Origin of the sequence: Salinirubellus litoreus (assembly GCF_037335815.1) — an archaeon.
GTDB classification, from domain to species: domain Archaea; phylum Halobacteriota; class Halobacteria; order Halobacteriales; family Haloarculaceae; genus Salinirubellus; species Salinirubellus litoreus.
This window is the reverse complement of sequence record NZ_CP147841.1, coordinates 3517142-3531224: the sequence shown is the minus strand read 5'-3', so window position 1 is coordinate 3531224 and position 14083 is coordinate 3517142. Positions and strand designations below refer to the sequence as shown.

The 14083-nt window shown below is 70.1% G+C and carries 13 protein-coding genes; 7 read left to right on the top strand and 6 right to left on the bottom strand.

All coding sequences use genetic code 11. The features are described 5' to 3' along the window. Window positions 1–7: 7 nt before the first annotated feature. Together WDJ58_RS17605 and WDJ58_RS17600 are read right to left on the bottom strand one after the other, a co-directional pair. Entirely contained in the window at window positions 8–706 is a 699-nt protein-coding gene (locus WDJ58_RS17605) for a 6-hydroxymethylpterin diphosphokinase MptE-like protein (RefSeq protein WP_338914609.1), read from the bottom strand. Window positions 707–951: 245 nt separating this feature from the next. Continuing rightward, window positions 952–2076, bottom strand: a complete 1125-nt coding sequence (locus WDJ58_RS17600) for a dihydropteroate synthase (protein ID WP_338914608.1) — start codon at window positions 2074–2076, stop codon at window positions 952–954. A 113-nt stretch (window positions 2077–2189) separates the two neighbouring features. On the opposite strand from WDJ58_RS17600, the gene WDJ58_RS17595 reads away from it, so the two are divergent. Both WDJ58_RS17595 and WDJ58_RS17590 read left to right on the top strand, forming a co-directional pair. After that, complete coding sequence (locus WDJ58_RS17595) at window positions 2190–2714, top strand: hypothetical protein (RefSeq protein ID WP_338914607.1); 525 nt, start codon at window positions 2190–2192, stop codon at window positions 2712–2714. Between the two features lie 291 nt (window positions 2715–3005). Continuing rightward, a complete protein-coding gene (locus WDJ58_RS17590) occupies window positions 3006–3758 on the top strand; it encodes an RNA methyltransferase (protein ID WP_338914606.1) in 753 nt (250 codons plus the stop codon). On the opposite strand, the gene gatE is transcribed toward WDJ58_RS17590, so the two are convergent. Both gatE and WDJ58_RS17580 read right to left on the bottom strand, forming a co-directional pair. Then, entirely contained in the window at window positions 3755–5674 is a 1920-nt protein-coding gene (gene gatE / locus WDJ58_RS17585; RefSeq protein ID WP_338914605.1) for a Glu-tRNA(Gln) amidotransferase subunit GatE, read from the bottom strand. The genes WDJ58_RS17590 and gatE overlap by 4 nt on opposite strands. A gap of 54 nt (window positions 5675–5728) precedes the next feature. Beyond that, on the bottom strand, window positions 5729–6100 hold the full coding sequence (locus tag WDJ58_RS17580; RefSeq protein ID WP_338914604.1) for a 30S ribosomal protein S8e: 372 nt from the start codon (window positions 6098–6100) through the stop codon (window positions 5729–5731). A 284-nt stretch (window positions 6101–6384) separates the two neighbouring features. On the opposite strand from WDJ58_RS17580, the gene WDJ58_RS17575 reads away from it, so the two are divergent. The 5 genes from WDJ58_RS17575 to WDJ58_RS17555 are packed head-to-tail and all read left to right on the top strand — an operon-like array spanning window position 6385 to window position 10307. Further along, window positions 6385–7668, top strand: a complete 1284-nt coding sequence (locus WDJ58_RS17575) for a multicopper oxidase domain-containing protein (RefSeq protein ID WP_338914603.1) — start codon at window positions 6385–6387, stop codon at window positions 7666–7668. A 1-nt stretch (window position 7669) separates the two neighbouring features. Then, window positions 7670–8944, top strand: a complete 1275-nt coding sequence (locus WDJ58_RS17570; protein WP_338914602.1) for a ZIP family metal transporter — start codon at window positions 7670–7672, stop codon at window positions 8942–8944. Between the two features lie 23 nt (window positions 8945–8967). Then, on the top strand, window positions 8968–9378 hold the full coding sequence (locus WDJ58_RS17565; protein WP_338914601.1) for a plastocyanin/azurin family copper-binding protein: 411 nt from the start codon (window positions 8968–8970) through the stop codon (window positions 9376–9378). A gap of 48 nt (window positions 9379–9426) precedes the next feature. After that, window positions 9427–9882 (top strand): DUF2240 family protein, encoded by a 456-nt coding sequence (locus WDJ58_RS17560; protein WP_338914600.1) that lies wholly within the window; start codon window positions 9427–9429, stop codon window positions 9880–9882. Beyond that, window positions 9882–10307, top strand: coding sequence for a hypothetical protein (locus tag WDJ58_RS17555; protein WP_338914599.1), 426 nt, complete (start codon window positions 9882–9884; stop codon window positions 10305–10307). Before WDJ58_RS17560 ends, WDJ58_RS17555 begins: the two co-directional genes overlap by 1 nt. 3 nt (window positions 10308–10310) lie before the next feature. Here the strand turns inward: WDJ58_RS17555 and WDJ58_RS17550 are convergent, their stop codons facing one another. Continuing rightward, window positions 10311–12248 (bottom strand): molybdopterin biosynthesis protein, encoded by a 1938-nt coding sequence (locus WDJ58_RS17550; protein ID WP_338914598.1) that lies wholly within the window; start codon window positions 12246–12248, stop codon window positions 10311–10313. A 424-nt stretch (window positions 12249–12672) separates the two neighbouring features. After that, on the bottom strand, window positions 12673–13896 hold the full coding sequence (gene glp / locus WDJ58_RS17545) for a gephyrin-like molybdotransferase Glp (protein ID WP_338914597.1): 1224 nt from the start codon (window positions 13894–13896) through the stop codon (window positions 12673–12675). Window positions 13897–14083 lie beyond the last annotated feature (187 nt).

The window sequence follows — 14083 nt, the reverse complement described above, 5'->3', positions numbered from 1 at the left end:
CGACCGATCAGACCGGAAGCCAGGACGTGTCGATGGCCCCGCGACGGCCGTCAAGGACGTCGAATCGCTCGTCACGGCGGCGTTCGAGCCAGTGGAGCAGCCGCTCGGCCCACACCAGCTTCCGGCGCTTCTCCGCCCCCACCGACGGGTCGTCGAACTCCCAGCCCGGGAAGTCCAGCCGGTCGGCACCGAAGTGATCCGCCAGAAAGGCCCCCCGGTCTCCGTCGGTGAACCCCCCGAAGTTCTCCACCGGGCCACGGGGCTCGGCCTGGGTGGTCGGGAGGGTGTGTCCGAGGTCGAACCGCGGAACCCACTCCCGGATAGCGGGGACGTTGTCGCCGTGGGCGTGAGCCGCGACCGGGACCCCATCGCGGGTCAGGTCGCGCGCCGTCCCGACGTTCTTGTCGAGGTCGGTGACCATCAGGTCCACGCCGACGCCGGCCTCGGCGAGGACGTCCGCGGCCGTCGAGGCGGCGACGACGACGTCCGCCTCCCGCGCGAGCGAGAGTTCCGACTCGCCGGCGAGCGCCCCCGCCCCGCCGGCGACGGCGACGGTCCGGTCCTCGAACAGCGCCCGGAGCCGGTCGGTGTCGAACGGTTCCGCGATCCCTGCGAGGGTGTCACGCGCGCGCTCGTCGCCCGCCGGGTCGTAGCCGAAGTCGGCGAGCACGGCGCGATACGCGGGGCTCCAGGTGTCGTACTCCATCGCTAGTGATAGTACGGGCCGGATGGGTACCAAGGTACCCCTACCCGGTATACCCCTCCGGCTTCCACGCCCGGATAACCCTGCGCACGGTATAAGTTTTCTCGTCGCGTCGGGCCCTCGTCTGACGCTCTCGGCGCTCCACGGCGGACGCAGTGGGGTATCGTCCTCACGGACGGTCGTGAGTCGACGGGTCGAGCGGCCGGCTTTCCGGCCCCACCGGGGGTGACGACGAACGACGAGCCCATCTATCGGACTGCCGACCGGACCGCCCGGAGCGCGGCGGCCGCGTCCTCGCCCACCCGATCCGGCTCAACCGCGTGGAGCGCCGCGACGGTCCCGTAGAGGAGGCCGCCGTCCTCGCCGGGAACGAACACCGCTCCGACGGGGAGCCCGTCGGGAACGGCCTCGACGGCGGGGCGGGAGAGCCCGGAGAGTTCGAACACCCTGACGACCATCTCCTCGGCGTGACCCGGAGAGCCCTCGATGCGGTCGACGTACCGTCGGGCCTCGTCGACGGTCGTTACGTCGAGTTCCTCGACCCCGATCTCCCCGACCAGCCGGTCGCGGGCGAACTCGTAACCGACGAGGGCGGCGTCGCGCGTCTCGGCCACGTCGTGGGTGCGGATCACGTGTGCCCCCCGCTCGACGGCCATCGACGTCGCCGCCAGGGACACGGGAAGGGCCTCCTCGGTCTCGCGTCCGGCGATCTCCCGCAGGAAGTTCTTCCGGTTGATCGAGACGAGCATCGGCCGACCGTAGGCGCGGAACTCGCGGAGTCTACGGAACGTCTCGCGGTCGTCCTTGAGGGTCTTGGCCTCCGACCAGCCGCCGAACGCCGGGTCGACGATGGTCTTCTCGGTGAACCCGTTGTGCGAGAGCGCCTCGTAGATGTCGTCCGGGTCCTCGATCGCACCCGGCCGTTCGAGGTCGGGCGGCGAGGCCATCTTCGCGACGGCGGCGTCGTACTCCGCACAGACGCGGGGCATCTCGGGGTCGGCGAATCCGCAGATGTCGTTGACCATGTCGAAGCCGGCGTCGAGGGCCGCCTCGGCGACCTCGTGGTAACGCGTCTCGATCGAGAACACCGCGTCGCCCGACACCGACTCGATGGTCTCGACGGCGGTCCCCAGACGGTCGAGTTCGGCCTCGACCGGGAGGACGTCGAACCGCTTGTTCGCCGACTCCAGCCCGACGTCCACGATGTCCGCGCCCTCGCCGACGAGCCGTTCGTCGACGTAGGTGGCGGCTTCGGCGGGATCGTCGAAGACGCTCGGCTCGTAGGGGGACTCCGCGGAGACGTTCAGAACGCCCATGATCCGGGGCGGATGATCGTCGCCGATCCGCAGGCCGGCGGCGTCGACAGTTCGCATACCGTAACTGCTCTTCGAGCCCACAAGTAACGGCCGGTACCGGCACGAGGGACGCCGAACGGACGGCGGGCGGGACTCGCGGCCCTTTTCTACTCCGCCGCGGTAGTCGGGACATGGGCAAGGTCAGCATCGCGCTGCGGGGGTGGCGCTTCGACGAGGAGGAGGTGTTCGACGAGTCGGGCGAGATGCGTCCGCTCCGCGAACTCCCCGAGGAGACCCGCCAGCGGCTGGTCAGGCTGACGGTCATCGCCGGCCAGCCGTGTGACGCCTGCTGGCTGATCCACGGCGACGAGGACATCGAGCAGTGCCGGGTCGCCCGCGTCGTCTACGGCGAGCCGCTCGACGAGGTCGTGCTCTGTAACCCCCACGAACGGGACTTCCTCTACTGGTTCCGCGAGGCCGGCGGGCGCGACCTCGCGGGCTCGCCCGAGTTCAAGGACCGCTTCCACGAGTGGTTCGCCGACGGCAACCGCGCCCCCGAGGGGTACGCCGGAATGGAGCACGTCGACACCGACCCCGACTCGATCCCCCAGCCCGATCCCGACGTCGAGATGCCGTCGCTGGAGGAGGAGCTGGCGGAGCTCGACGACGAGAAGCTCGACGAGATGGGTGTCGCGATCGACGACCTCGACATCTGAACGCCCGTAGCTTCTTGTACCGGGACGGGACCACTCACCCCCGTGATCTGAAGACCGCGCGGGTCGGTCCGTGGTAGCGCGGTGGCACCGACTCGTGGGTAGCGAGGCCGCGGGGAGCGAACGAGCGATCGCGGCCTCGGAGCCGTGAGCGGGGGGCGTGAGGCGCGAGCGTCAGCGAATGCCTCGGACGACCGGCTGAGAACGGAGCGACCCGCGAGCAGCGAACAGCCACCGTCTGCACGCCCAACGGCAGAACGTGGCGCTTTTCTCGGCGCTTCGACTATGCCGATCATGGTCGGCTCGCTCTCCGTCGCCGTCGTCGGTGCCGAAACGCCGGGGAACGTCGGGACCATCGCCCGGGCGATGAAGAACTTCGGCGTCTCGGATCTCTACCTCGTCGATCCCCCGGAGCTCGACCCGGAGGGGGAGGCCTACGGGTTCGCCGGCCACGCCCGCGAGGACGTCCTGCCGGACGCCCGCGAGGTCGAGTTCGACTACCTAGTCGAGCGCTTCCACACGGTCGGCTGCACGGCCGTCACTAACGAGGACGAGACCAGCCACGTGCGCTACCCCTTCCGAACCCCACGGGAGCTCGCCGACTCGCTCGGCGGGGTCGATGCCGACACCTGTCTCGTCTTCGGACGCGAGCGCGTCGGTCTCACGAACGACGAACTCGCGCGACTGGACGAGATCTGCTCTGTGCCCGCCGGCGCCGACTACCCGGTTCTCAACCTCGGGCAGGCCGCGACGGTCGTCCTCTACGAGCTCCGCGAGCTCACCCTCGACGACACTCAGCACCCCGATTCGATCCACGAGCGGGCCACCGAGCGCGAGATCGAGGGGCTTTACGGGGAGTTCGAGCGGTTCCTCGGGAATATCAATCACCCCGAGGGCAAGCGGGCGAAGACGACCCGTATGTTCCGGCGGGTGCTCGGCCGGGCCCACCCGACCGGTCGGGAGGTCAGCACGCTCCGCGGACTGCTCCGGCGGGCCTCGGGACTTCTCGAACACCCCGAGCGGCTCGTCGAGGACTCCGAGGATTAGCTTCGCTTGCCGATCTCCTCGCGGAGGACCTCGCTGACGACCTCGCCGTCGGCCTTCCCGCGGAGCGCCCCCATCGCCTCGCCCATCAGCGCCGAGAACGCGCCCATCCCCTCGGCCTCGACCTGGTCGGCGTTGCGTTCGACCACCTCGACGACGGCCTCGCGGACCTCGCTCTCGTCGACGCCCGCGAGCCCGGCCTCCTCGACGGCCGCCTCGGCGTCCATCTCGGGGTTCTCGGCGAGCACCCGCAGCACCTCGTCGACCCCCTCCTTGGCGAGGTCGTCCGCCGCGACCAGCGCGAGCACGTCCAGCAGCACCTCGTCGGTGAGGTCCTCGACGGGGACGTCGTCCCGCCGGAGCTCGGTCAGCGTCGACTCCAGGGTGCCCGCGGCCAGGGTGGGATCGACGCCGCGCTCGACGGCCGTCTCGAAGACCGGCATCCGTCGGCCGTAGGCGACCTGCTCGGCCAGGCCGGCGTCGAGGCCGTACTCCGCCTGGTAGCGCTCGACCTTCTCGGTCAGCAGTTCGGGCGTCTCCACTTCGGTCGGATCGGGTTCGACCGGCGGGACGTCCGTCTCGGGGTACATCCGCGCCGCCCCGGGGAGCGGCCGGAGGTACCGCGAGGTGCCGTCCTCGTTCGCGCCGCGCGTCTCCTCGGGGACGCCCTCCATCGCCACCCGTGAGCGGTCGGCGACCGCCTCGATGGACTGCTCGGCGACCTCCCCGGAGGCGGCGACGAGCGCCACCGCGTCGCCCTCCCCGGCGTCGACGGCCGCCTTCAGGTCAGCGACCTCCTCGGCGGTGACGCCGTAGGCGGGCAGTTCGTCGGTGTGGAAGATACCGCCCGCACCGTGGCGCTTCGCGTGGTCAGAGAACTCCGTTCCGAGGCGGCGGTCGGGCTGTATCTCGCTCCCGACGAGCCCGGCGAACCCGTAGAGCGGGACGGCCGTCACCGCCGACGCGGAGGCGATGACCCCACTGTCGGTGTCCGCGAAGACCTCCGTGACGTCCCGCGGGTCGCCCACGGATGCCTCGCGCTCGCCGAGCTCCTCCGCGATCTCGAGCAGGCGGACCTGTCTGTGGACCTCCATCCGGACGAGGTCCTCGATCTCGTCGAGCGCCTGGACGCCCTTCATCTCGATGCGGGCACCCTCCGCGATCGAGACGTTCACGTCCTGCCGGATCGTCCCGAGCCCCCGCTTCACCTGCCCGGTCGAGCGAAGGAGCATCCCGATCCGCTCGGCGGCCTCGCGGGCCTGCTCGGGCGAGCGGATGTCGGGGCCGGTGCCGATCTCCACCAGCGGGATCCCGAGCCGGTCGAGGCCCCACCGGACACCGTCCTCGGTCTCCTCGATGCGGGCCGCCGACTCCTCCTCGAGCAGCATATCGGTGACCGAGACGGGACCGTCGCTCGTCTCGATCTCCCCATCCGTGGCGACGAGCGTCGAGCGCTGGAACCCGGAGGTGTTCGACCCGTCGACGACGATCTTCCGCATGAGGTGGGCTCGATCGACCACCTCCATGTCGAGAAGTTTGGCGATCTCGAGGGTCACCTCGAGCGCCTCGCGGTCGAGGCGGTGGGGCGGCTCGTCGTCCTCCTCGACGAGACAGGTCGTGTCGAACGCGAGGTACTCGAACTCGCGGTCGACGCGGGATTCCTCTACGGCGGCCTCGTCGAGCTCGCCGAGTTCGCTCTTCGTCGGGTGGAGATAGCGGGTGAACGACCGGATCGACGCCCCGGGATCGCGTCGCTCGGTCGGGCAGTCACAGAACAGCTTGCTCGCGGTGTCGAGCTGCTGGTGGATCTCCAGCCCGGCGACCAGCCCCAGCTCGGCGTAGTCGTGGTCGTACGCAGCCTCCTGGCCGCGTGTGGCCGGATCCGCCTCGGCGTCGGCGTCCGGGTCCGTGGAACTCATTACTCGCGGTGGGTCGGGCAGGAGGGAAAAACGCTCGGTCTCCGGCGGGGGTCGCTACTCCACCAGGACCGCGTTGACCTGGCCGTCCTGGCCGGGCCGGGAGGTGACGCGGGCGCGCCCCTCGGAGGTGTCGATGACCGCGCCGCGGGTGACGATGTTCCGGCGGATGTAGTTCGGGTTGGCGTCGTTCTCGACGACGTTCTCGATGGTCGCGCTGACGACCCCGTCGTCCGTGGCGACGTTCGCCACGTCGGTCTGGAGCGCGCGGGTCTTCGTGTTACCGCCGCGGGTCTCGACCGTCTTCAGGCTACGGTCGCCGACCCGGGTCTCCGTCGGCGAGCTGCCGAGTTCGGACTTGCGCTTCTTCCTGACGTTCCGCCGTCGACCGCCGGTTCGCTTCGTCCCCGAACGCGCGTGGCTCTTCATATTCCAGAGAGGGAGGCTCGTGGCCTTCAATCGTTCGACTCCCGCTCGACTCGAGAGCGCCGCTCGCGACGGGCACCGTGGCTGCTCGAACCTCCTTCTATTTGCCTACACAAAGTATTTCATTAGATACGTCTAATCTTCGCTCATGCGAACACCAAAACAGGCCGGCTGGACGGGGCGAGAGCCCACCATATCGGCCCTCAGTAACCGGGTTCCGTCGCCGGCCGACCCCGGCACGGGACGGCGGACGTCCGGAGATCGGCGTCGATACACGGGGTGGTGAGGTGACGTCGCTCGACTACGGCCGGGCGGCCGACCTGACCGAGCGGCTCCAGTCCCGACTCGTCGACTCCATCGCCGATGATGCCGGTGTCACTCGCAGAGCGGTCCTCGGTGGGCTCGGTATCGCCGGCGGGGCGGCGCTCGCCGGCCTCGGAAGCGCGGACGAGGGATCGCACGCGATCGCGGCCCACGACGAGGACAGCACCCACGGGAACTTCGGATCGAAGGGGGAGTACGCCGACCTCGCCTTCGATCCCCACGAGTACCTCTACCAGTTCAATACGGGGGAGGGAGGTCAGGAGAACGTCCCGCAGGACGTCTACCGGGAGACCGTCGACGGGGTCGAGCGCACGGTACGGGAGTTCACCCTCACCGCGGTCGATACGACCGTGACCATCGCGCCGGGCATCGAGTTCCCCGCGTGGGCCTACAACGGCCAGGTCCCGGGTCCGACGCTGCGCGCCGTCGAGGGCGACCTCGTCCGAGTCGAGTTCGAGAACCTCGGCCGACACGCCCACACCATCCACCCGCACCTGCGAAACCTGAACCCGCGGATGGACGGCATCCCGCAGAACGGCCCGGGGGTGCTCGACACGGGCGAGTCGTTCACCTACGAGTGGCTCGCCCAGCCTGCGGGCGTCCACTTCTACCACTGTCACTCGCTCCCCCTGAAGGAACACATCCACCGCGGGCTCTACGGCGCGATGATAATCGACCCGGACCCCGAGCGCGTCGCGGCGCGCCCCGAGGAGTACTGCGGCTTCCACGCCTCGCAGATCACCGCCGAACTCCGCGAGGAGCTCGTCGCGCGGGCCGAATCGCGCAACCACGAGTCCGACGCGAACGCCGACGTGAACGAGATGGTGATGGTGATGAACGGCTTCGACACGAACTTCGACGGCGACAACGAGGTCTACGCCGCCAACACCCGCGCGTTCGGCTACGGCGTCGGGAGGACGAACGGGAAGGGCGAGTGGGCGGCCGGCGAGACGGTTCGTCCGATCCGGATCGACGGTCAGCGTCCACAGCGGGTCTACCTGATCAACACCATCGAGTTCGACCCGATCAACTCGTTTCACACCCACTCGCAGTTCTTCGACTACTACGACCACGGGACGACGCTCCTGCCCACCAGCAAGCGGGTGGACACGGTGATGCAGTGCCAGGCCCAGCGGGGGATCATCGAACTGGACTACTCCGACCACGAGCCGGGACTGTACATGTTCCACGCCCACCAGTCCGAGTTCGCCGAACTGGGCTGGATGAGCTTCTTCGAGGTGGTCTGAGATGAGCAAACGACCCCGGGACGGCGGGACGGAGGCGAATCGCGAGCGGACGAAGGAGAGCGACGGGGGCACGGTCGTCGCCCGCGATCGGCCGCTCGGTCTCCCGCGGTGGGTGGCCGCCGCCCTGCCGATCCTCCTGCTCGCCGTCGTCCTCGCGGGGTTCTTCCTCGCGAACCCGTTCGCCGAGCTCGAGTCCGGCGGCGAGCCGCTCCCCGACGTGACGGTCTCGTACGCCAGTCTGCCGAACGACGAGACGATAATCCTGCACGTCACGAACAACGGTCCGGGCGATGTGACGGTCTCGCAGGTGCTGGTCAACGACGCGTACTGGGACTTCACCGTCGAGGGGTCGGGCGGCGACGCCACGCTCGCGGCTCTGGAGACCGCTCGCGTCGTGATCCCCTACCACTGGAACCCCGGCTGGGACCTCGAGACGGCGCTCGTCCTCTCTGACGGCGCGACCGTCCACCACACCATCGTCGCGCCGCAGGTCTCGCCCGGACTCTCCGGGAGCGTCCTCCTGACGCTCGCGGTGGTGGGCGTGTTCGTCGGCGTCATCCCCGTCGTCCTGGGGATGCTCTGGTTCCCGTTCCTGCAATCGATGAGCGACCGGGCGCTCCACGCCGTGCTCGCGTTCTCCGCGGGCATACTGGTGTTCCTCGCGCTCGACGCCGGTATCGAGGCCATCGAGCTGACCGAGCGGATACCGGGCGCGTTCGACGGGCTCATCCTCGTCGTCCTCGGCGTCGTCGGGGCGCTCCTGCTGGTCCAGTCGGTCAGCGCGTGGCGGCGGGGCCGGGCCGAGGCGGGCGACTCGCGCGCGAGCAGCGGCCTCTGGGTGGCCTACCTCGTCGCGGTGGGGATCGGCCTGCACAACCTCGCCGAGGGGCTCGCCATCGGGAGCTCGTTCGCGCTCGGACGCGTCTCGCTCGGCGCGTTCCTCGTCCTCGGATTCATGCTCCACAACGTGACCGAGGGTCCCGCGGTGGTCGCCCCCGTCGCCCGCGGGTCGCGCCCGTCCCTCGGTCACTTCGTCGCGCTGGGTGCCATCGCCGGCGCACCCGTCATTCTCGGTGGCTGGATCGGCAGTCTCGCGTTCTCGCCGACGCTCGGCGCGCTGTTCCTCGCTATCGGCGTCGGGGCCATCCTTCAGGTCGTCCTCGAACTGCGCGACCTGGTGGGGCGGCAGGGCCGCGTCGGGACGGCGCTCAACCTCGTGACGTTCCTCGTCGGCGTCGTGGTGATGTACGCGACGGACCTCTTCGTCGCACTTTAATCGTCTCGCCGTATCCCCAGTCCATGTACCGCCGACGCGTCCTCCGTCTCGGAGGGGCCGCGCTCGCCCTCTCGGCCACCGCCGGCTGTCTCGGCGGAGGCGTGTCCGGCGACTCGAAGCACGTCTCGATGGCCGAGGATTTCGCGTTCTCTCCCGAACGGGTTCGGATCGTCCCCGAGACGACCGTCCGGTGGGTGAACGACAGCGACGTCGGACACACGGTGACCGCCTACGAGGCGGGGATTCCCGAGCGCGCGGCCTACTTCGCCAGCGGCGGGTTCGAGGCCGAGCGTGCTGCCCGGAACGACGTCCAGGGCGGACTGATCGCCGCCGGGGAGAGCTACGAGCACACCTTCGATACCCCGGGGACCTACGAGTACTTGTGTGTCCCCCACGAGAGTTCGGGCATGACGGGGACGGTCGTGGTCGGATAGCACGGATGCGACCGACCAATACTTGTCCCGGGCGGTAGACTCCCGGCTATGAGCCTCCGGGTCGTCGTCGCCGCGCCGTTCCGCCGGGAGGGTCGCGAGCGGGTCACCGAGAGCGACTTCATCGTCGACCTCTCGATGAAACGCGGGTGGTTCACGCCCGAGCAGGCCCGCCGCGTGGTGGACGTCGCCATCTCGGAGGGGCTCGTCGAGCGGGGCGACGCCGACTCGCTCGTCGCCACCTTCGAGCCACGCGAGGCGTCCATCCCCGAGGGGTTCACCCCCGAGGAGTCGGTCGTCCAGCGGCGCTCGACGTTCGAGCGCGTCCTCGACGCGCTCACCGACGCGGGCCACGAGAAACAGGAGGCCGTCGCCGCCGTCAACCGCCTCCAGTCCGACCTCGGGCTGACCGTCGAGGCCGTCGGCGTACTCTACGCCCGGCGGCAGGGTATCGACGTCGACGCGCTCGCGGAGCGGGCGCTCGCCGAACTGGAGGCCGAGGGCTGATGGTCGACGAACGCATCGCCGACGGGCGGCGCATCGCCCAGTTGCTCGCGAGCGAGGTGCGCGGACGCGAGCGCGGTCCGCTCGGTCGGCTCGCCGTCGTCGACGTCCGGGACGTCGAGGGGTGCCCGGTCGGCGAGTTCGCGTTCGGCGTCGACGCGCGCATCGACTCCGGGAGCCTGCGGATCGCCGACGTCCACGTCCACGACGACCGCACCCGGATCGAGTTCCGCGAGGCACCCGACGCCGCCGCGGACGCCGGGCGGCGGGCCGGCCTCCGGACGCGACCGAAGGCCGGCAACCCCCCGAAGACCGTGGTGTTCCTCGACGACGGCGTCGCAGCGAAGCGGGCGCTCCCGCTCTTCAGGGCGGTCGTCGAGGCGCTCGACGGGAGGGACTCTAGCGGGGCCGAAGCGGGGACCGAGTAGCGGCTACCGCCCGTAGCCGGCGAGCGAATCGAGCAGGTCCGTCGCCTCCGAGATCGCCTCGCGGAGCCTCTCGATTCCCTCCTTCCCCGTCCGCTCGGGGTTCCCGAGGACGCGGACCTCTTCCTCGCCCACCGGGACGAACCCGGCACCGAGCGCCTCGGCCGTCGCCCGCAGGCCGAGGCCGGCGTCGGCCTTCCCCGCGAGCACCCGTCTCGCCGGCGACTCGTGGGCTCGAACGCCCGCGTCGAACCCGTCGATGGCCTCGACGAGATCGTGGCGCTCGACGCCCCGCTCTGCGGCGAGGTCCGCGAGCGCGTTTCCGAGCGTCGTCCGGAGTCCGGAGTTCGAGGTTCGATTGACGAAGCGCAGGTCCCGGTCGACGAGATCGCCGAGCCCCTCGACCCCGTCGGGGTTCCCGGAGGGTACGACCAGACCCCACTCGCGGGTCCAGGTCCCCAGGACCTCGGCGTCGAAGCCGACCTCGCCGGGCGCGGAGGTGACCGCCACGTCCGGGACGCCGTTGCGGAGCCGGCGGAGCCCCTCCCGCGAGCCGAGCGCGAGGTAGCGGGGCCTGTCGAGTCGGTCGAGGAGCCGCGAGAGCGCGGGATCGTCCTCGCCGACGCCGAACACCGTCGGCGGGCGAACGTCGGGCGAGAACAGCCGCACCTCCACGCGTTCGCCCGCCGCGAGGTACTCCGTGTCGGGGTGGACCTCGACGACGCCATCGGCCTCCACGAGCGAGGTGGTCGCGCCCGAGCCCTTGTCGACGGGGTAGACGAGTGTCTCCCCGCTTTCGTCTTCCACTAGACCGACGGGCATCAGCCGGAGCCGTCCCTCCGCGTAGCGCTCCTCGACGGCCATCTCACCCGCGACGGTCGCCGTCCGGGGCTCCGGGAGACCCGCCGCCTGCCGGATCGCGGGCGCGACGAACGTCCGGAAGATGGTGAGCGCCGAGACGGGATATCCCGGGAGCCCGACGTACGCCGAGTCCCCGACGGTCCCGATCAGCATCGGCTTGCCCGGCTTCACGGCGACACCGTGTAACAGCAGCTCGCCCGAGTCCTCGATGACCCGGTAGATGACGTCGACCGCCGACGCCGACGTCGATCCCGAGGAGAGCACGAGGTCACACTCCGCGGCGGCCTCGGTGAGGATCCGCTCCATCTCCTCGTAGTCGTCGCCGGCGTGGGGGTAGAGCTCGGCCACGCCGCCCGCCTCCTCGACGCCCGTCGCGACGGTGTAGCTGTTCACGTCGTAGATCTCCCCGGCGTCGCTGTCGAGTTCCTCACCGGGGCGGACGAGTTCGTCGCCGGTCGAGATGATCGCCACCTTCGGCCGTTCTCGGACGGGGACGTCGCTCACCCCGAGCGCCGAGAGCAGGCCGACCTCGCGGGCCGTGAGCTCGGTTCCCGGTCCGAGCGCACGCTCGCCCGCCGCGACGTCCGCGCCGGCGAACATGATGCGGTCGCCCGGCGCGAGCGACGTGCGGACGAGGACGTCCTCGCCCTCCCTGTCGCTCACGGGTTCCCCGTTCGCGCTATCCGTCTCGCTTCGCGAGACGCGGTCCGTTCGCTCGACCATCACCACCGCGTCCGCGCCGGGCGGCACCACGGCTCCGGTCGATATCTCCGCACAGGTTCCGGGTTCGACCTCGACGTCCGGGCGCTCGCCGGCGTGGACGACCCCGGCGAGTTCGAGCCGCGCGGGGTCGGCCTCGTCGGCCCCGAAGGTGTCCTCGGCCCGGAGCGCGTAGCCATCGACGCTCGCCCGGTCGAACCCCGGGACGTCGAGTTCCGCGTCGACCCGCTCGGCGAGTACGCGCCCCCGGGCCTCCTCCAGCGGGATCGCCTCGGTCCCGGGTTCGAGGTCGAGCGACGCGATAGCCTCGTGTGCCTCCTCGGGCGGTGCCAGGTCACGGAACTGCTTTCGATCAGATGGCATACGAGGTGGAACCCCACGACGTTAATCGTGATAGATGTCCGACATCAGATCGGGCAGTGGATTTCTTCCGACCGTCCGGTTTCCGAACGTGAGCGATACGTTTAGTTGTGTGTTGGTCATATTTCATGGTAGTGCTGGCCTGCCACAAGTGTCGGTCAGTACGGGCCGTGAGTAGGCCGGCCCCGAACTCGGGGACGATGACCGCGAGCGGGTTCGACTCACGTCCCTCGTTCGAGGGTAGAGCGCGAGAACACCGGGAATTAAATCGGCGGGACACTCCTCGTCCCGGTCGGAGTGGGAGGCATCACAAATGCGCCCACGCCGGAACGAGGACGGGACTAAGAAGCCGAGCCTTCGACGGCGGACTAATCGTGGGCCGAAACCCCGCTGCGGGAGAAAGCCTACGACTCCAGTCGTGGGTAGCTTACGCATAGTACTCCCAGTCCTCCACGTCGACAGTCGCTCCCTCGTCGTATCCTTCGGTTCCCTCGGGGACGACCACCCAGCCGTCCGCCAGTGCGACGCTCGACAGGACGCCCGATCCGGAGGCCCGTGTCGGGGTGGCGACCCGTTCGCCCGCGTCGTCAGTTTCCAGTGACACCCGGGCGAACGTGCGGACGCCCGGCTCGCTGGCGATCTTCCTCGACAGGCGGGCCTCGCCGGTCGGGTGCTCGGAGAGCGGGTAGTTCCCGACCCAGTTCATGACCGGCCGGAGGAACTGGACGGCGTTGACGATGCACGCGACGGGATACCCCGGGAGCATCAGCACGGGTGTGTCCTCGACCACCCCCAGCGCGGCGGGGTGGCCCGGTTTCAGTGCGACGCCGTGGACCAGAACCTCGCCCAGTCCGTCGACGACCTCCGGGACGAGGTCGCGCTCCCCGACCGAGGATCCCCCGGTCGTGACGACGACGTCCTTCGTCAGGTCGCGCTCGATGGCGGCCCGGAGCGCCGACGCCTCGTCGGTCACCACGTCGCGGTAGGTCGCCGCCCCGCCCCAGCGCTCGACGTAGCGCGAGACGGTCAGCCCGTTCGTCTCGACCACCTCACCCGGTTCGGGGTCGCCCTGCACGAGCTCCTCGCCGGTCGGGATCACGCCCACGGTCGGACGGTCGTACACCTCGACCTCGCGGACGCCGGTGGCCTTCAGCAGGCCCAGGTCCGAGGGTCGTAACCGATGACCGGCCTCGTACAGCGGCTGGTCGGCGGCGACGTCCTCGCCGGGCGGGGCCACGTTCTCTCCCCCGGCGACGGCGTCGAACACCTCGACCTCCTCGCCGAACCGATCGGTGTGCTCGACCATCACGACCGCGTCGGCACCCTCGGGGAGTTCGCTCCCGGTGTGGACCCGCGCCGCCTCGCCCTTCGAGACGGGCCCCTCGCGGTCGGTCTCCCGGAGGACGGCGGGCGAACGGTCGCCCGCGCCGAACGTGTCCTCTGCCCGGACCGCCCACCCGTCCATCGCCGCCCGGGCGTAGTGGGGCACGTCGCGGCTCGCGCGTATCGGCTCGGCGAGTGCGCGCCCCTCCGCGGCGTGGAGCGTGACGCGCTCGGTCCGCCCGTGTGGGGTGACGGCCTCGCGGAGCCGTGTCCGGGCGTCGTCCACGCGTGTCACCTCCTTGAATCCGCTCTCTGAGACGTCTGTCATACACGCACCTCGGGGACGGGACGGCAAAAACGGGCGGGGTCGGGACGTGGCGGGTGAGGGACGGTTCGTGGTTGCGAAGGAGTCGTGTCCAGGTCCGTACCGTTCGTTCGGACGTACGGTAGGGTGGGACTTTCGAACTGTTCCCTACTACAGATAATAGACACAGCAACGACTCGAAAACCCCCGC